The sequence below is a fragment of the Massilia agrisoli genome (assembly GCF_020831365.1).
GTDB lineage: Bacteria > Pseudomonadota > Gammaproteobacteria > Burkholderiales > Burkholderiaceae_D > Telluria_A > Telluria_A agrisoli.
The window spans coordinates 706010-724077 of the sequence record NZ_JAJHPV010000013.1 but is presented as its reverse complement, the minus strand read 5'-3'; the positions used below and the strand labels follow the sequence as shown (position 1 = coordinate 724077).

Annotated in this window: 17 protein-coding genes; 8 read left to right on the top strand and 9 right to left on the bottom strand. The window is 63.1% G+C overall.

What is annotated here, in order from left to right:
- Positions 1 to 3 precede the first annotated feature (3 nt).
- The 6 genes from LMJ30_RS12275 to LMJ30_RS12250 are packed head-to-tail and all read left to right on the top strand — an operon-like array spanning position 4 to position 5337.
- Positions 4 to 432 carry a TadE/TadG family type IV pilus assembly protein gene (locus LMJ30_RS12275; protein ID WP_229432628.1) on the top strand — a complete coding sequence of 143 codons (429 nt, stop codon included), beginning with the start codon at positions 4 to 6 and terminating at the stop codon, positions 430 to 432.
- Positions 429 to 857: a TadE family protein gene (locus tag LMJ30_RS12270; RefSeq protein WP_229432627.1), complete on the top strand. Its 429-nt coding sequence runs from the start codon at positions 429 to 431 to the stop codon at positions 855 to 857. The genes LMJ30_RS12275 and LMJ30_RS12270 overlap by 4 nt, the downstream gene beginning before the upstream one ends.
- A gap of 20 nt (positions 858 to 877) precedes the next feature.
- Positions 878 to 2080, top strand: coding sequence for a CpaE/TadZ family protein (locus tag LMJ30_RS12265; protein ID WP_229432626.1), 1203 nt, complete (start codon positions 878 to 880; stop codon positions 2078 to 2080).
- Entirely contained in the window at positions 2067 to 3416 is a 1350-nt protein-coding gene (locus LMJ30_RS12260) for a TadA family conjugal transfer-associated ATPase (protein ID WP_229432625.1), read from the top strand. The genes LMJ30_RS12265 and LMJ30_RS12260 overlap by 14 nt, the downstream gene beginning before the upstream one ends.
- 9 nt (positions 3417 to 3425) lie before the next feature.
- Positions 3426 to 4418: a type II secretion system F family protein gene (locus LMJ30_RS12255; RefSeq protein WP_229432624.1), complete on the top strand. Its 993-nt coding sequence runs from the start codon at positions 3426 to 3428 to the stop codon at positions 4416 to 4418.
- A 10-nt stretch (positions 4419 to 4428) separates the two neighbouring features.
- Positions 4429 to 5337: a type II secretion system F family protein gene (locus LMJ30_RS12250; RefSeq protein ID WP_229432623.1), complete on the top strand. Its 909-nt coding sequence runs from the start codon at positions 4429 to 4431 to the stop codon at positions 5335 to 5337.
- On the opposite strand, the gene LMJ30_RS12245 is transcribed toward LMJ30_RS12250, so the two are convergent.
- The 4 genes from LMJ30_RS12245 to rpsO form a co-directional block, all read right to left on the bottom strand.
- Positions 5324 to 6049, bottom strand: coding sequence for a response regulator (locus LMJ30_RS12245; RefSeq protein WP_229432622.1), 726 nt, complete (start codon positions 6047 to 6049; stop codon positions 5324 to 5326). The two genes, LMJ30_RS12250 and LMJ30_RS12245, sit on opposite strands and share 14 nt — an antisense overlap.
- Positions 6046 to 7731 carry a sensor histidine kinase gene (locus LMJ30_RS12240; protein ID WP_229432621.1) on the bottom strand — a complete coding sequence of 562 codons (1686 nt, stop codon included), beginning with the start codon at positions 7729 to 7731 and terminating at the stop codon, positions 6046 to 6048. The genes LMJ30_RS12245 and LMJ30_RS12240 overlap by 4 nt, the downstream gene beginning before the upstream one ends.
- Positions 7732 to 7953: 222 nt before the next feature.
- Positions 7954 to 10080, bottom strand: coding sequence for a polyribonucleotide nucleotidyltransferase (pnp, locus tag LMJ30_RS12235; RefSeq protein WP_229432620.1), 2127 nt, complete (start codon positions 10078 to 10080; stop codon positions 7954 to 7956).
- A 165-nt stretch (positions 10081 to 10245) separates the two neighbouring features.
- On the bottom strand, positions 10246 to 10515 hold the full coding sequence (rpsO, locus tag LMJ30_RS12230; protein WP_119812589.1) for a 30S ribosomal protein S15: 270 nt from the start codon (positions 10513 to 10515) through the stop codon (positions 10246 to 10248).
- Between the two features lie 176 nt (positions 10516 to 10691).
- On the opposite strand from rpsO, the gene LMJ30_RS12225 reads away from it, so the two are divergent.
- A complete protein-coding gene (locus tag LMJ30_RS12225; RefSeq protein ID WP_229432619.1) occupies positions 10692 to 11192 on the top strand; it encodes a hypothetical protein in 501 nt (166 codons plus the stop codon).
- 54 nt (positions 11193 to 11246) lie between these two features.
- Here the strand turns inward: LMJ30_RS12225 and LMJ30_RS12220 are convergent, their stop codons facing one another.
- Positions 11247 to 12602: a serine hydrolase domain-containing protein gene (locus tag LMJ30_RS12220; protein WP_229432618.1), complete on the bottom strand. Its 1356-nt coding sequence runs from the start codon at positions 12600 to 12602 to the stop codon at positions 11247 to 11249.
- Positions 12603 to 12737: 135 nt separating this feature from the next.
- On the opposite strand from LMJ30_RS12220, the gene LMJ30_RS12215 reads away from it, so the two are divergent.
- The gene (locus LMJ30_RS12215; RefSeq protein ID WP_229432617.1) at positions 12738 to 13430 is read left to right on the top strand and encodes a hypothetical protein; all 693 of its coding nucleotides are present in this window, start codon (positions 12738 to 12740) and stop codon (positions 13428 to 13430) included.
- A gap of 56 nt (positions 13431 to 13486) precedes the next feature.
- Here LMJ30_RS12215 and LMJ30_RS12210 read toward each other — a convergent pair whose 3' ends face one another.
- The 4 genes from LMJ30_RS12210 to ilvC all read right to left on the bottom strand — a co-directional run bounded on the left by LMJ30_RS12210 (position 13487) and on the right by ilvC (position 18055).
- Positions 13487 to 15031, bottom strand: a complete 1545-nt coding sequence (locus LMJ30_RS12210) for a 2-isopropylmalate synthase (RefSeq protein ID WP_229432616.1) — start codon at positions 15029 to 15031, stop codon at positions 13487 to 13489.
- A 62-nt stretch (positions 15032 to 15093) separates the two neighbouring features.
- The gene (gene pssA / locus LMJ30_RS12205) at positions 15094 to 15957 is read right to left on the bottom strand and encodes a CDP-diacylglycerol--serine O-phosphatidyltransferase (RefSeq protein WP_229432615.1); all 864 of its coding nucleotides are present in this window, start codon (positions 15955 to 15957) and stop codon (positions 15094 to 15096) included.
- A gap of 125 nt (positions 15958 to 16082) precedes the next feature.
- The gene (locus LMJ30_RS12200; protein WP_229432614.1) at positions 16083 to 16832 is read right to left on the bottom strand and encodes an SIMPL domain-containing protein; all 750 of its coding nucleotides are present in this window, start codon (positions 16830 to 16832) and stop codon (positions 16083 to 16085) included.
- A gap of 206 nt (positions 16833 to 17038) precedes the next feature.
- Positions 17039 to 18055 (bottom strand): ketol-acid reductoisomerase, encoded by a 1017-nt coding sequence (ilvC, locus tag LMJ30_RS12195; protein ID WP_229432613.1) that lies wholly within the window; start codon positions 18053 to 18055, stop codon positions 17039 to 17041.
- Between the last annotated feature and the right edge of the window lie 13 nt (positions 18056 to 18068).

Sequence of the window (18068 nt, the reverse complement as noted above, 5' to 3'; positions counted from 1 at the left end):
CTTATGAAAACCCGTCAAGGTGGCGTCGCGCTGGTCGAATTCGCGTTCGTGCTGCCGCTGCTGCTGGTGCTGTCCCTGATCAGCGCCGAACTTGGCCGCGCCGTCTACCGCTACAACACCACCGCCAAGGTGGTGCGCGATGCGGTGCGCTACCTGTCGACGCAAACACCGGGCACCCATATCGCCGAGGCGCGCAACCTGATCTTGTACGGGAACGTGGCAGGCACAGGCCCCCTGCTCGATTCCGGCCTCACGGCGGCCAATGTGCCTGCGCCTACCTGGCAGACCGCCGGCAGCAATCCCTTGATCAACACCGTCACGATCAGGGTGTCCGGCTACCAGTTCCGTCCGATGATCACCAACATGTTCGGCGCGCGGTTCGCGACGATTCCGTTCAACGACATCAGCGCCACTATGCGGAGCCCGATATGAAAGCCGACCAGGCTGGTGCTACCACCGTCGAACTGGCGCTCGTCCTAGTGGTCTTCTTCATGTTCCTGCTCGGCGTGACGGACTTCAGCCGCATGCTATTTACATGGAACGCGGCCACCGAAGCGACCCGCCTCGGCGCGCGCCTCGCGGTGGTGTGCGCCGACCCGGCCAACGAGGCACAGGTGCTGCAGAAGATGCGCATGATGGTGCCTGAAATCGCCGCGGTCGATCTCGAATGGGCCCCAGGCGGATGCGACGCCGCCAGCTGCGAAGGCGTGACGGTGACGATCACCGCGCTGGACTACCGCTGGATCTCGCCGATCGCGGGCGCCGTGATGCCGGTGCGCTCGCTGCCCACCTTCAGCACATACCTGCCGCGCGAAATGATGCGCCAGGACCCCAACAACGCGCTCATTTGCCAATAACCCGAAGCGAAGGAACCGCCATGAAAATCGCCGTCGTCTCACCCAACAAGATCCTGCTCAACGAGATCGGCAAGCTGCTGCAGGCGGCATCGCACGTGGCGGTGCTGACCGAAGGCGGCAAGGACAAGCTGCGCCAGGTGGCCGAGCAGGACCAGCCGGAGCTCATGCTCATCGACGGCGGCTACTGCGACGGCGCCAGCCTCGCCCCGATCGAAGACCTCACTACGCGCCATCCCCGCATCGCGGTGGTGCTGCTGTGCGGTGGCTGCTCCCCCGATTTTTTGATCAACGCCATGCGCGCGGGCGTGCGCGAGGTACTGCCCTCCCCCGTGGCGTCGGCCGAACTGGCCGCCACGGTCAACCGCATCGGCGGCAAGCTGCGTGGGGCACAGGCGCGCCACGCCGGCAAGGTGCTGGCTTTCATACCGTGCAAAGGGGGCAGTGGCGCCACTTTCCTCGCCACCAGCCTGGGCTACCAGCTGTCCGAGACCAGGTCGGTGCTGCTGATCGACCTGAACCTGCAGTTTGGCGACGCGCTGTCGTTCGTGCACGACGGGCGCCCGCCTTCAACCCTGGCCGACGTGGCGCGCAGCGTCGAGCGGCTCGACGCTTCATTCCTGGCCGCCAGCACGGTCAGGGTCGCACCCAACTTCAGCATCATGGCCGCGCCGGACGACCACGCGCAGGCGGTGGAGGTTACACCGGCGCAGGTGGACGCGATACTCGCGGTCGCGGTGATGCACTACGATTTTGTCTTGCTCGACCTCGGGCGGACGATCGATAACCTGAGCATCAAAGCGCTCGACCGCGCCGACCTGATCTACATGGTGATGCAAGCGGGCCTGCCCTCCATCCGCAATGCCAAAAAAATGCTGGCCATCTTCAAGTCCCTCGATTACAGCCCCGACAAGATAGAGCTGATCGTCAACCGCTTCGACCGCAAAGGCCCGATCGGCGTCGCGGAAATTGAACGCACCCTTGGCAAGTTCGCGATCCACACAGTGCCCAATTCGTACAAGCATGTCACCGCCGCCATCGACCGCGGCGAACCTTTGATTACCAGCGCGCGCTCCGATCCGGTGCTGCGCAACGTGGCCGGCCTGGCCGACGCCATCAGCCCGCGCCCGCACGCCGCACGTGGCCTGTTCGAACGCCTGCTCAGCCGTGACAGCGCGGGTGCGGCTTCGCCACATTCATCAGGAGAGCCCCATGTCCTTCCGTGAAAAGCTCAATGCCGTTGACGGCCAGGCGGCCGAGGTGCGCGCGCCCAGCGCCGCCGCCAGCGACGACTACTTCGCCATCAAGAGCCGCATCCACCTCAAGCTGCTCGACAAGTTCGACCTCGCCGCGCTGGAGGCGCTGCCAGGCCCGATGCTGCGCGCCGAGATTGCGGCTATGGCCGAGCGCCTGCTCGACGAAGAGCAGGCCGCGCTCAATGAGCTGGAGCGCCGTTCGCTGATCCGCGACATCCAGCACGAGATGCTCGGCTTCGGGCCGCTTGAACTGCTGATGGCCGATCCGACCGTGTCGGACATCCTGGTCAACAGCTACAACCGCATCTTCGTTGAACGCAAGGGCAAGCTGGAACTGTCGCCGGTGCGCTTCACCGACGAAAAACACCTGCTGCGCATCATCGACAAGATCGTCTCGCTGGTCGGGCGCCGCATCGACGAGTCGAGCCCGATGGTCGATGCGCGCCTGCCCGACGGCTCGCGGGTCAACGCCGTGATCGCGCCGGTCGCCCTTGACGGCCCGATGATGTCGATCCGCCGCTTTGCCCACATCCCGCTCAGGATGAACAACCTGGTCAATGACCTGCGCAGCCTGACGCCGGACATGGCCACCGTGCTCGAAGGCCTGTGCAAGGCCAAGGTCAACATGATCATCTCCGGCGGCACTGGCGCGGGCAAGACCACGCTGCTGAACATCCTGTCCGGCTTCATCCCGCCGGACGAACGCATCGTCACGCTGGAAGACGCGGCCGAACTGCAGCTGCAGCAGCCGCACGTGGTGCGCATGGAGACGCGTCCGCCCAACATCGAAGGCAAAGGCGAGATTACGCAGCGGGCGCTGGTGCGCAACGCGCTGCGCATGCGGCCGGACCGCATCATCATCGGCGAAGTGCGCGGCGCCGAGGCGGTCGACATGCTGCAGGCCATGAACACCGGGCACGACGGCTCGCTGACGACCATCCACGCCAACAACCCGCGCGACGCGCTGTCGCGGCTGGAAAACATGGTCGGCATGGCCAACCTGAGCCTGCCGCACAAGGCGGCGCGCCAGCAGATCGCCTCGGCCGTCACGGTGGTGATCCAGGCGCTGCGCCTGATCGACGGCCGCCGCAAGATCACCAGCATCCAGGAGATCACCGGCATGGAGGGCGACGTCATCACCATGCAGGAGATCTTCGCGTTCCGCCAGACCGGGGTTGGCGCGGACGGCACGGTGGAAGGCTACTTCCAGGCGACCGGCGTGCGCCCGAAATTCAGCGAGCGCCTGCGCTCATTCGGCATCGCCATGCCGGATGCGATGTTCGACAGCTCGCGGCGCTACCAGTAGGAGCCGATCATGTCCAATAACGTATCCGGCCACATTTCGCTGACCTTGTCGATGCTGGTCTTCATCGCGGTGATCCTGCTGCTCGAAGGCCTCTACCTGATGTGGAAGACCTACAAGGGCCCGCAGGCGAAGAAAGTCCAGCTGCGCCTGAAGGCGCTGTCGGCCTCAGGCGACGCGTCGGCCCAGTCGCACCTGCTGCGCGAGCGCATGATGAGCGAGCTGCCGCCGTTCCAGCGCTTCTTGCTGCGCCTTCCGCGCGCCCACCAGCTCGACCGGGTGCTGCTGCAGGCGAACCTGCACTGGACGGTCTCGAACCTGCTGCTCGGCTGCGCGGCGCTGGGCGCGGCCAGCTATCTCGCCGTGACCGGACTGCTGCACCAGCCCTTCGTGGCGGGCGTGCTCGCCGCCGGCGGCACTGCCTGGCTGCCGCTGGCCTATGTGCAGCGGCGCCGCTCGCGCCGCATGGCCAGGCTGGAACAACAGCTTCCCGATGCACTCGACCTGCTGGCGCGCGCGCTGCGGGCTGGCCACGCGTTCGGCGCCGGCCTGCAGATGATCGGCGACGAGATGGGCGAACCGATCGCCAGCGAATTCCGTTTCGTGCACGACGAAGTCAATTTCGGCGTGTCGCTTGAGCAGGCCCTGTCGAACCTGTCGGTGCGCGCGCCGATCACCGACCTGCGCTACTTCGTCGTCGCGGTGCTGATCCAGCGTGAGTCGGGCGGCAACCTCACCGAGGTGCTCACCAACCTCTCGCGCCTGATCCGCCAGCGCCTGAAGCTGTTCTGGCACGTGCGGGTGCTGTCGGCCGAGGGCCGCATGTCGGCCTGGCTGCTGTCGCTGCTGCCCTTTGCGATCGGCGGCCTGATGACCGTATTCAATCCGACTTTCATGGAGCCGATGTGGAACGACCCGATCGGGGAGACGCTGGTGCGCAGCCTGCTGGTGTCGATGGCGTTCGGGATCCTGATGCTTCGCAAAATTATCCGTATCCGTATCTGAGGGGATGATCATGTTCGTGCTCGCCGCCCTGGTCTGCCTGGCCGTCACCGCCGCCGTCGCTGGCCTGTTCATGCTGGTGGTACCAAGCCGCGTCGACCAGCGCCTTCAAACCATCGAGAACCCTGCATCCGCGACCGACTGGGGCGCTACAGTGGCGCACGCGGTGGGCCCGTTTGCGCGGGTGCTGGCGCCGCCCGGCGCATGGGAAGACTCGCCGCTTCGGCTGCGCTTCATCAACGCCGGCATCCGCCGCGAGGACGCGCGCCTGATCTACTTCGGCCTCAAGACGGTGCTGCCGCTGGTGCTGTCATTCTGCACCTGGCTGCTGCTGCGCGCCTTTACCAGCATGGAGGAGATCACGGTGCTGATGTACCTGATGATCGCTGCGCTGGCAGGCTGCTACCTGCCGAACCTGGCCCTGTGGCTGCGCCTGCGCGAGCGCAAGCGTGAAATCTTCGAGAACTTCCCCGACGCCGCCGACCTGATGCTGGTGTGTGTCGAAGCCGGACTGGGACTCGATGCCGCGCTCACCCGGATCGCCGACGAGATGAGCATCAAGAGCCGCGCGCTGGCCGAGGAACTGCACCTGACCAACCTGGAGATGCGCGCCGGCGCCAGCCGCGCCCAGTCGCTGCGCAACCTCGCGCTACGCAGCGGCATCGAGGAGATCGGCACCTTTGCCACCATGCTGACCCAGTCGGAGAAGTTCGGCACCAGCATCGGCGAGTCGTTGCGCGTGTTTTCCGAAGACTTGCGCCACAAGCGCCAGGTGCGGGCCGAGGAACACGCCGCCAAGGTGCCAACCAAGATGCTGATCCCGCTGGCCCTGTTCATTTTCCCGGCGATTATCATGGTCGTGCTGGGACCCGCGCTGATCGTCATCATCCGCACGATCGGGCCGATCCTCAGCGCCCGCTAAGCGGCTCCTGGCGCTGCCGGACCGCGTCCGGCTGGACCAGTCCGTGCCGGATGGCGTAGACATACATCTCCAGCCGGTTGGTGACATTGAGCTTGCGGTAGATGGAAGTCAGGTGATTGCGCAGCGTGTGCTCGGAGATGAACAGGCGTTCTGCCACCACGTGGTTGGCGCTGCCGCTGTGTTCAACGGTGGCGCTCACTATCGCGCGTTCGCGCGCGGTGAGGCTGGCGTGTTTTTCCTGCGCGGGGTCGGGCCGCGCGGGAGTCCGGGCGCCAAGCAGCTGGCCGAACACCCGGTCCATGGTCTCGGCGTCGAACCACAGTTCGCCGCGGTGGATCTTGCCGATCGCCTTGAGCACTTGCTCGGCCGAGACCTCCTTGTGCAGGATGCCGCGCGCGCCGCGCCGAACCGCCAGGTCGAGCGTGTCGGTGTGGTGCGCGGCGGTCAGCACCAGCGCGCGCGACAGGCCATTGGCCAGCAGCTCCGGCAGGAACTCGATCATCGACACGCCGCCAAGGTCGAGGTCAAGCAGGATCACGTCGGGCGCCAGTTGCGCGGCGGCCGCCAGCGCTTCCGGGCAGGTGCGCGCGGTACCGACGACAAGCATGCGCGGGCGCTCCGAGTCAATCAGCTTCTGCAGTCCCCACAGCATGGTCTGGTGGTCTTCGACCAGCAGCACGCTGATGGTGCTGCTTCTTTGCTCGCCGTTCATAATGGAATCTCCACGCAAACAATGGTGTCGTTGAACCTGCCCTGGCACACGAATGCGGCGCCGCCCAGGGCGGCGGCGCGTTCGCTGATCGAATGCGGACGGAATGGCGGCGGCTGGATGCCGCCATGCTCGTTGTTGATCTCGATGCGCAGCAGGTTTGCGCTACAGCGAAGCATCACCGCCGCCCTTTTCGCCGCTGTGTGGCGGCATACGTTGCTGATCCCCTCGCGCACAATCTGCAGCACCTCTGCGGTGAGGCGGTCGCCGAATTCGAGCGGCCCTTCGATGTCGATCCGGATGTCGACGCCGTACGACGTCATCGCCTGCGCAGCCTGGCGGCGCAGCGCCGTGATGAAGATCGGTTCACCGGCGGGCGCTTTGCCGCATGCGCCCCGCGCATAATCGCGCAGTTGCACGACGACGTCGGCGGCCATCGCCACCAGTTTCCCCAGCTCGTCGTTCAGCGGATTCGATGGCGCGGCGCGCCGGCACAGCGCAACCAGGCCAAGCTGCAGGCCGATGTAAGACTGGATGGCCGTGTCGTGCAGGTCGAGCGCCAGCTTCTTGCGCTCCGATGCGGCCGCGTCGGACGCGATGCGGTCCAGCAGGTCTATGCTGTCGATCGCATGCAGTTCCTGCGCAGCGATCCGTGCCAGGAACAAGGCGTCGCCGCGGCCCAGGTGGCGGGTGCTGGCGACGACGAAGACGCGGCCCTTGCCGCGCCCGAATACCAACGGCGCGCTGATATACGACGCGGCTTCCAGCAGGCCGGCAAGATCGCGCAGCCGCCGTTCGTCGTGGTACATCCAGCGCCCGCCGCTGACGGCATGGCTAAGCGAAGTGCCGGACGGGCCAAACCGGCGGCTCCAGGGACTGACGTAAAGCAGCAAGTGCGTACGCGGCTCGGGCAGCATGGCGCGGGCCAGTTCGGCATCAACCTCGCTCGGCGGCGCCACCAGCGGACCGCCCTTCCTCACTGCGCGGATCGCGAAGCGCCCGGTGTCGCTGTCCTGCATGACGGTGAAGCAGCTGCTGGCCTTGAAGAAGTCGCGCGTACGTTCGAGCGCGGCGGTCATGGTCCGGTCGATGCCGAAGCGCGGGTTGGACACCTGGTTCAGGTCGCGCAGCAAGGCCTCGCGGCGCGCGGCCTGGATATGCCGCTCGCCCAGTTGCGCGATGGCGCGGCCGAACGCGAGCAGCACGGCGGCGCGCAGGAACAGGCGCGCCTCGGCAAGGGCGAACGTTGTGGCGATAGCGGCCACACAGTACAGCATCACCGCAACGATGGTGACGCGCGCGCCTTCGTCAAGCCCGTAGCGCAAGGAAGCGACCACGATGGCGAAGAACAGGAACACCAGCGGGAAGACATCCGCCTGGCCGCCGGCGGCGACCATCGCCGCGCACATGGCGGCATCGAGGCGGTGCATCAGCTTGCCCCGGGTCCACTTGAGCTGGGAGTGCGTGCAGACGTAAGCGACCGTGCAGGCCGCCGCGTAGGACGACAGCACAAGCAGGGCCGCCCTGTTCGCCCTGCCCGGCCCGATGTAGTCAACGATTGCAACGAGCAAGGCCGATAGCACCAGCACCAGCCTGATGCGCGCGAGCAGCAGGTTGTCGGCTTCGTCGGAATGCGCCGGGGCTGCCGGCACATCCTTGTCTAACGGAGAGCTCGAAGTAGCCATGACTCAGGTGTCGTAGGTTCGCCGCCGAGCAATATCGCCGCCGGCCGCTGGATTTCGCCATCGGCCCGATGTTGCTATCGTTACTCCGTTGTTGAGTGTACGTTAATATTTTTATAACAACATGACGTGCGTCAGGGCATCGGATGGACGGAGATTGGCGTAAAAAAAAACCGCCAGGCTTGCGCGCTGGCGGTTTTCTTGCTGGCCGAAGCCAGTGGATGATTACTGGGCAGCCGGCGCTTCAGCACCTTCAGCAGCCTTCATCGACAGCTTCAGGCGACCGCGGTCGTCGGTCTCGAGGACCTTGACGCGCACTTGCTGGCCTTCTTTCAGGTAGTCGGCAACCGCGTTGACACGCTCGTTGGCGATCTGCGAGATGTGCAGCAGGCCGTCCTTGCCTGGCATGACCTGGACGATCGCGCCGAAGTCCAGCAGCTTCAGTACCACGCCGTCGTAGGTCTTGCCTACTTCGACCGATGCGGTCAGCTCTTCGATGCGGCGCTTGGCTTCCTGGCCGGCAGCAGCGTCAACCGACGCGATGGTGACCACGCCTTCGTCGCTGATGTCGATCTGGGTGCCGGTCTCTTCGGTCAGCGCGCGGATGACTGCGCCGCCCTTGCCGATGACGTCACGGATCTTCTCTGGGTTGATCTTGATGGTGATCAGGCGTGGTGCGAAGTCCGACAGTTCGGTCTTCACGTGTGGCATTGCCTTCTGCATTTCACCCAGGATGTGCTGGCGGCCTTCTTTGGCTTGCGCCAGTGCCACTTGCATGATTTCCTTGGTGATGCCCATGATCTTGATGTCCATCTGCAGCGCGGTAATGCCCTGGGCAGTACCAGCAACCTTGAAGTCCATGTCGCCGAGGTGGTCTTCGTCGCCCAGGATGTCGGACAGGACTGCGAACTTGCCGCCTTCCTTGATCAGGCCCATCGCGATACCGGCAACGTGCGCCTTCATCGGAACGCCAGCGTCCATCAGTGCCAGGCAGCCGCCGCAGACCGAAGCCATCGACGACGAACCGTTCGATTCGGTGATTTCCGATACCAGGCGCACCGAGTAGCTGAACTCTTCAGGCGAAGGCAGCGCTGCGATCAGCGCGCGCTTGGCAAGGCGGCCGTGGCCGATTTCACGGCGCTTCGGGGTGCCTACACGGCCGGTTTCGCCGGTGGCGAACGGAGGCATGTTGTAGTGCATCATGAAGTCGTCGGTGTATTCGCCCATCAGCGCGTCGATCTTCTGGCTGTCGCGTGCGGTGCCGAGGGTGGCAACGACCAGGGCCTGGGTTTCGCCACGGGTGAACAGCGCCGAGCCGTGGGTACGCGGCAGGATGCTGGTGCGAATCGCGATAGGACGCACGGTGCGGGTGTCGCGGCCGTCGATGCGTGGCTCGCCGTTCAGGATCTGCGAACGCACGACTTTGGCTTCGATGTCGAACAGGACGTTGCCCACGTCGACGTTGTCGGCTGCAGGTACGCCGCTCGCTTCAGCGTCGGCCTTCAGTGCCGCGTAGACGTCAGCGAAAGTGGACTTGAGCATCGCGGTACGCGCGACTTTGTCCTTGATCTGGTAGGTCTCGTTGATCTTGGCGCCGGCCAGTTCTTGCACGCGGGCGATCAGCGCTTCGTTCTTGGCAGGCGGCGCCCACTCGACTTCCGGCTTGCCGCCGTCGCGCACCAGGTCGTGGATCGCGTCGATGACAGCTTTCATCTGGTCATGGCCGAACACAACAGCGCCCAGCATGATTTCTTCCGACAGCTGCTTGGCTTCGGATTCGACCATCAGCACAGCGGTTTCGGTACCGGCAACAACCAGGTCCATTTCCGACGTCTTGAGCTGGGTGGTGGTCGGGTTCAGGATGTACTGGCCGTTGGCGTAGCCGACGCGCGCTGCGCCGACCGGGCCGTTGAACGGCACGCCCGACACGCACAGGGCGGCCGATGCGCCGATCATGGCGGCGATGTCCGGGTCGATCTCAGGGTTCACCGACATCACGTGGATGATGACCTGGACTTCGTTCAGGTAGCCTTCTGGGAACAGCGGGCGGATCGGACGGTCGATCAGGCGCGAGGTCAGGGTTTCTTTTTCGGATGGACGGCCTTCACGCTTGAAGAAGCCGCCTGGGATTTTACCGGCTGCGTAAGTTTTCTCGACGTAGTCAACCGTCAGCGGGAAGAAGTCCTGGCCTGGCTTGGCGTCCTTGCGCGCAACGACGGTTGCCAGTACGACCGTATCTTCGATCGACACCATGACGGCGCCGGAAGCTTGACGAGCGATCTCGCCGGTCTCCAGGGTCACGGTGTGTTGGCCGTACTGGAAGGTTTTGGTAACTTTATTAAACTGTAACATGGGTAATCCCTTTCTATTTGCCGACAGATTTTCAGGAGCTGTCGTTCACCTCACCACAGACAACCGATTTGGTTGCCTTTACGACTTATTTACTGCTCTTCAAATGAAAAATGCCCGCGACAGCGAACTGGCGCAGGCATTTCTCTAATTCGTATGCGGCAAAAATTATTTGCGCAGGCCGAGTTTAGCGATCAGGTCGCGGTAGCGGCCCAGATCTTTGCTCTTCAGGTAGGACAGCAGGCTCTTACGACGGTTGACCATCATGATCAGGCCGCGGCGCGAGTGGTGATCCTTCTGGTGTGCCTTGAAGTGGCCGTTCAGTTCGTTGATGCGTGCGGTCAGCAGTGCGACCTGAACTTCTGGGGAGCCGGTGTCGTTCTGACCACGAGCGTTGTCCGCGATGATCGCGGCTTTGTTGATGTTTTCTACGGACATGATGTTACCTTTCACATGCGGTGCAAGAGTCGGAACCCAGCGCACCGTGAACTTCGATGGATAAAGCTGACCAAACGGCCAGACCCGCAAGTATATGTCAAAACGCATCGTGCAGCCAGTGCTGATTACAATCGGCTGGTGCATGATAGGATTTTTCCGGCCCAGGAGTAGTTTTTATGCAAAAACTTGTCAAGATACTCATGATTGGAACGGCGGCCGCGCTGGCCGGCTGCGTGGCGCTGACCCGCACTGCCCCGGTGCCCGGCGATACGGTGGCCGACGCGCAGGCGAAGTTCGGGCCGCCGACGGCGGTCTACCCTACACCTTCGGGCCAGGTGCTTGAATACGCGGCAGGCCCGATGGGACAATACACATGGATGGCCAATGTCGGCCCCGACGGACGGCTGGTGTCGTTCGAGCAGGTTCTAACGGGTGAGAAGTTCGCCACGCTCAAGATCGGCAAGGCGCGCAAGGAAGACGTGCTGCGCACGATCGGCAGGCCGGCGGAGACCTCGTTCCTGTCGCTGCCGCAGCTGGAAGTCTGGTCGTACCGCTACAAGGAATCAGGCGTGTGGAACTCGATGATGCATGTCCACTTCGACCGCAGCGGCGTGCTGTCGATGATGCAGAACGGGCCAGACCCGATGTATGAGGAAAGGCGCTTCTTCCGCGATTGATGCAGGCGACTGACGTTGGGCGGATAAGCGTAAGCGCATCCGCCGGTTTGCAGGTCACGGAACCGCTATCGCGCCACGGTACAGCGCATCGGTAATGCGCTCCTGGAACCTGGCTTCGGACGAAAACTGGCCAGGCTGCAGGTCGGGATTAGCGCCGACACCGCTGGCCACATAAATCATGCCGTTCTTCGCCTGCGGGTCGAACACGAACAAGGCGTTCAATCCCCACGACCACCCAAGATGGCCGACGCCCTTGAAGCCGCCGCCTTCGACCAGCCGGTCACCGCTGGCGCGGCCGTTTTTCACCGTACTGGCATCGATGAAGTGCTGGCTGCCCAAGCCCCAGGCGCGATACAGGCCGTAATAACTGTCGCTGTCGCCATTGCCGTTCTTGCCGTCGCCTGTCAGGGTCCACTGCCGCGCCATCATGGCTGCGATGGTCGCGGGCTTGAGGATCTGCTTAGTCCCGTAACGCCCCTCGTTCATCAGCATCAGCATGACCTTTGCCAGCTCGTTGGCCGAGATGCGCAGGCTGCCCTGCGGGCCGTAGATCGTACCGTTGGTGCCAACCGCATAGTTATCAAGGCCCACTGGCGATACTGGAAGCGCCACGCCGAAATCATCGGACTGGGCGATCCACGGCCCATTCGGGTTCCAGGTTTCGTCGCCGTCTTTTTCACGTTTGCGATACAGGGTCGCGATATCGTTGATATCGGCCGGCGCGAAATCGGCCAGGTAGAAGCCGGCCTTCATATCCATCGGATCGAAAACCAGGCGACGCATCAAACGGTCGAACCGCTCGCCGCTGGCGCGTTCCATGATCGTGGCGATGATTCCCGAATTGAAATTGACGTACTCGAAGTATTGTCCCGGCGGCGCAGCCTTCGACCAGAAGCCGCCCTTGCCGTAGAACCGGCCGCCTGGAACCAGGACTTCCCTGAGGTTGACTGCCGGATCCCACTTGAACCCGCCCTCATCGCGCAGCGAGGAAGTATGCGTCAGCAGCATGCGCAAGGTGATTGGATGATCGGGAAAATGTGGATTGCGCAAGCGGTAGCCGAGCACGTCGCTGATATCGGCGTCCAGCGACAGCAGGCCTTGCTCGACCATCTTCATTGTCCCGAGCGTGGTAACGAACTTGGAGATCGAGGCGATGCGGAACATGGTGTTGGCGTCGGCCGGCTGCGCGGGCGAAGTGCCGGTGGCGAGCCGTTTGCTGCCCAGTTGCTGGCTGTAGACGATGTCGCCGTTGCGGATGGCGACGACGGACAGGCTGGGCAGCGGCATGGCCGGATCGCTTACGATGGCTTGCAATTGCGCGGTCAGCAGCTTCGCCTGCTTCTCGGGTAAGGCGGATGAGGCTGAACTCGACAACATGGAGAGGGCTAGCACCGCGAACAAGGGTTTCATGACGTTTTTCGGATGAGTTTTGGCGCGCATCCATCTTAGCCGCATGCATATACGCTCGCTAATGAAAGTTTTTTGCCTGTTCATAAACAACTGGCATAAGGGTACACTTGACTGCATCCAACATACATCCAACTGATGACGCTGACATCGCCCTTCCCTGCCGAAAGCCGCCGCCTGCCCGCGATCACGCTGACACTGATCCTGCACTTGGTTTTGCTGTACGGGTGGCACATGAGCAGCCGGATCAGCGTCGACAAGGACAACGGGGCGGGAAGCCGAATCCAGTGGCTGCTGGCGCCCACGCCAGAGCCGGTTGCGGCGCCAGTGCCGCGGCTGCGAATCTCCCCGCCCGTGGTTGCCGCCCCGCTACGGCGCCCGGCTGCTGCGACGCCGCAGCGTGACGCAATCGCGGCGGCGCCGTCCGACCTGCCTCTCGAAGATGAGCACGTTTCGCCGCCGGCCACCAGCATGCTGGAGCGGGCCAGAAGCGCGGTGGGCGCGATAGATCGAGAGTTGTATGCAGAGAACAAGACCAAGCTGATTCGCGCCAAACCTGTCTCAACGCAGATGCGGCTGGAACGCGCGATGCAGAAGGCGCACGATATGGCGCCGAACAAGTGGTACCAGGCGCCGAAGGTGACCGAGATTATCGATCCGGGCGGGTATGGCCGGCGGCGTTATCGCGTGGTTGGCGCGAACGGGACGTATTGCATCACCATCGAATCGAACCACGCGCCGGACGGCATCGACACCATGCAGCATGGCATCAAGCCGAAGCTGACGAATTGCGACGACGACGAACAGGCTGCGACCAAGCAGGATTGGTAGCTGCACCAATGTAAGTCGGCGGATGCGGGCGTTGCCCTTATCCGCCCTACCAAAGCCTAGAGTTGCGGATTGACCCGCTCGATCTTCGAATGCAGCTTGTTCAGGCCGGACAGGTAGGCCTTGGCCGACGCGACGATAATATCGGGGTCGGACCCCACGCCATTCACAATCCTTCCCGAGCGCGAAAGCCGCATCGTCACTTCGCCTTGCGACTCGGTGCCGTTGCTGATCGCATTGATAGAGAACAGCACGAGTTCGGCGCCGCTGGCGGCCTGCTTTTCAATCGCATTAACCGTCGCGTCAACCGGGCCGTCGCCCTCGCCTTCGCAGGTGTACTCCTTGCCGTCCATGTTGAACACCACTTTCGCTTTCGGCGTCTTGCCGGTCTCGGACTGCTGCGCCAGCGCGACAAAGCGGTAATGCTCGCTCTCGCTCGCATGTTCTTCGTCCGATACCAAGGCCATGATGTCTTCGTCGAAAATCTCGGACTTGCGGTCGGCAAGCTCCTTGAAGCGCGCGAACGCGGCGTTCACTTCCTCCTCGGTCTTGAGGTCGATACCCAGTTCCTGCAGGCGCTGCTTGAACGCGTTGCGGCCCGAGAGTTTGCCGAGCACGATCTTGGTCGCGGCCCAGCCCACATCTTCGGCGCGCATGATCTCGTAGGTCTCGCGCGACTTCAGCATGCCGTCCTGGTGAATGCCCGATGCGTGCGCGAAGGCGTTGGCGCCGACGACCGCCTTATTCGGCTGAACCGCAAAGCCGGTGATCTGCGAGACCATCTTGGATGCGGCGACGATCTGCGTGGTGTCGATGCCCAGTTCCAGCTTGAAGAAGTCGGGGCGCGTACGCACCGCCATCACCACTTCTTCCAGCGCCGTGTTCCCTGCCCGCTCGCCCAGCCCGTTGATCGTGCATTCGATCTGGCGCGCGCCGCCGATGGTGACGCCAGCCAGCGAGTTGGCGACCGCGAGGCCAAGGTCGTTGTGGCAGTGGACCGACCAGATGGCCTTGTCCGAATTGGGAATGCGCTCGCGCAGGCGGCGGATGGTCTCACCAAATACCTCTGGCACCGCGTAGCCGACGGTGTCGGGGAAGTTGATGGTGGTCGCGCCTTCGGCAATCACGCCTTCCAGCACGCGGCACAGGAAGTCCTCTTCCGAGCGGCTGCCGTCTTCCGGGCTGAATTCGATATCGTCGGTGTACTGGCGCGCAAACCGGATGGCCTGCTTGGCCTGTTCCAGCACCTGCTCCGGCTCCATGCGCAGCTTCATCTGCATGTGCAGCGGCGAGGTGGCGATAAAGGTATGGATGCGCTTGCGCGGCGCCGGCAGCAGCGCTTCGGCGGCGCGGGCGATGTCGCGTTCATTGGCGCGCGACAGCGAGCAGATGGTGGAGTCCTTGATGACGCTGGCGATCGCGCGGATGGCTTCGAAGTCGCCCGGCGAGGCGGCGGCAAAGCCAGCCTCAATGACGTCAACGCGCAGGCGCTCCAGCTGGCGCGCGATGCGGACCTTTTCCTCGCGGGTCATCGATGCGCCGGGCGATTGCTCGCCGTCGCGCAGGGTGGTGTCGAAAATGATGAGGCGGTTCGAATTGGTCATGGAGGGGCTCCGTATAGGCTAAATTAATAGCAGGCGCCCCCGCCATCGACCAGGGTCGACGGTCAGCGGCGCTCGCTCGCGTCTACCGGTTTGTCATCGGTCTGCACAATGCTTACTGGCTTGCCCTTCGCAAGGCGCCACAGGTACACGGCATAACCGGATAAACCATATAAAACAAAAATCGGCATCAGGACTTTTGGCGGGTCGATCGAGACCAGCGCCAGCGCCAGCGCAATCAGGAACACCACAATGAACGGCACCGACTTGCGGAAGTTCACGTCCTTGAAGCTGTAGTACGGTACGTTGGTAACCATCGTCAGGCCGGCGAACAGCGCGATGGCGAACGAGACCCACGGCATGCGGAAGCCGCTGATCTCAAGGTCGTTCATCAACAGCACGAAGCCCGCCACCATCGCAGCGGCCGCAGGGCTTGGCATGCCCTGGAAGAAGCGCTTGTCGACGACTTCGATATTGGTGTTGAAACGGGCCAGGCGCAGCGCGGCGCCGGCGCAGTAGACGAAGGCGGCGATCCAGCCTAGCTTGCCGAGGCCGCGCAGCGACCATTCGTAGATCACCAGCGCAGGTGCGGCGCCAAAGGAGACCATGTCGGACAGGCTGTCGTACTGGGCGCCGAATTCGGACTGGGTGTTGGTCAGACGGGCGATGCGGCCGTCCAGGCTGTCGAGGATCATCGCGATGAAAATGGCCCAGGCGGCGTACTCGAAGCGCTGGTTCATCGACATGACGATCGCGTAGAAGCCGCAGAACAGGGCCGCCGTGGTGAATGCGTTGGGCAGCAGGTAGATCCCGCGCGAACGCACCGGCATGCCGTCGGCGTCGAATTTCTGGCGGCGGCGGAAACGGGGAATTTTCGCGGCTTTCGCGGACAGGGTTCCTGGCTTTCGGCGGCGTGGGAAGGTGGGCATAAGTTTCCGTTTCAAGTGATTTTGTCGCTCTTTGCGGCCGCGCCCTGTTGAGGCGCGCCTGTGCCCGGGTATGCCGGGCCACCTTATTATAGTAGGCGGCCCGTCAACTTAGCGAACAGATACTGTTACTTGAACTTCACCTTTCCTACAAGACGCATTTGGAGCGTGGTTTCACCGGGCTCGAAACTCGGTTCCGGCACCGCCGATTCCTGTTGCTTGGCCATGGACCGCATCGCGTACGGGGCGGCTGCGGCCATATCGGCCTGCTGTCCGCCGTAGTTGCCGGAACCTTCGAAGTCGACCGTATCGATCACGGCCTCGGCCGGCTGGCGGCCCATTGCCTTGGCGATCGACGCGATGCGTTCGTTCAGGTTGCGGTAGGTTAAGGCGATGCGCTGCTCGTCGAGCTTTTTGGTTGTTTCCGGGGACAGGCCATAGTTCAGGCCGTTCAAACCCAAGAGTTTCTGCGCGGCAGCTGTGGTTTTCGGCAGGCCGGCCAGGTTTTGTGTCTTTACTTCAAGATACTGACCTACGCGCCAGCCGACAATGTTCGGCTTTGGCATCGTGCCGTTGGGCAACGGACGCACTTCCGAATAGACCGGATAGGTGTAGTAGCCGTAGGTTTTCAGCTTGGCCTGGGGATCTTCCTTGCGGATGATCTCGGTGCCCTGCTTCATCTTCTGGTTGACCTTCGACGCTGCGACGGTCTTGTCCTTGTCCTGCTCCTCGATCATAAAATGGGCAAGCGCCTCGTCGTTCGGGTGGGTCACTTCACCGAAGGCGGGGACGACGACCATGGTGCCGGTGGTCGACTGGGCGTAGGCTTGCGAAGCGGCCGTCATGGCGGCGAGGACGAGGACGGATTTGAGCGACATTGTTTTTCTCCAAGGGTTGATGCGCGGATGACCGCGTTGTGTCAACAATACAATCAAATCAATACTTGCTGTGCAGCGGAAATAAAGTGTTGCACATTGGTTGATTTGTAACCTTGGTCATTTGAGGGGGGTTATGGGTTCCCGTTTTCACGGGAACGACGGCGGAATGTCGTTCCCGCGCAAGCGGGAACCCATGTTGAGCCTGCTTAGTTCTTCGACTGATCCACCAGCTTGTTCTTGGCGATCCACGGCATCATCGCGCGCAGCTTTTCACCGACCTGCTCGATCGGATGCTCAGCCGTCAGGCGGCGGCGCGAGATCAGGGTCGGGGCGCCGGCCTTGTTCTCAAGAATGAAGCTCTTCGCGTATTCGCCAGTCTGGATGTCCTTCAGGCACTGGCGCATCGCCTTCTTGGTCTGCTCCGTCACGATGCGCGGGCCGGTGACGTACTCGCCGTATTCCGCGTTGTTCGAGATCGAGTAGTTCATGTTGGCGATGCCGCCTTCGTAGATCAGGTCGACGATCAGCTTCAGCTCGTGCAGGCATTCGAAGTACGCCATTTCCGGCGCGTAGCCCGCTTCGGTCAGGGTCTCGAAGCCAGCCTTGATCAGCTCGACCGCACCGCCGCACAGCACTGCCTGCTCACCGAACAGGTCGGTTTCGGTTTCTTCACGGAAGTTGGTTTCGATGATGCCGGCGCGGCCGCCACCGTTTGCCATCGCATACGACAGCGCGATGTCGCGTGCCGAGCCGGACTTGTCCTGGTACACGGCGATCAGGTGCGGTACGCCGCCGCCATTGGCGTAGGTGCCGCGCACGGTGTGGCCCGGAGCCTTTGGCGCGATCATGATGACGTCGAGGTCGGCGCGTGGCACAACCTGGCCGTAGTGGACGTTGAAGCCGTGCGCAAAGGCCAGCACCGCGCCCTGCTTGGCGTTTGGCGCGACGTTTTCGTTGTAGACCTGGGCGATGTTCTCGTCCGGCAGCAGGATCATGATGATGTCGGCCGCTTTGATCGCGTCGTTGACTTCGGCAACCTTCAGGCCAGCCTGCTCAACCTTGTTCCAGGAGGCGCCACCCTTGCGCAGGCCGACGGTAACATTCACGCCGGAGTCGTTGAGGTTTTGCGCGTGCGCGTGGCCTTGCGAGCCGTAGCCGATGATGGCGACGTTCTTGCCTTTAACGAGGGAGAGGTCGCAGTCTTTATCGTAGAAAACGTTCATGATGGGTTCCTAT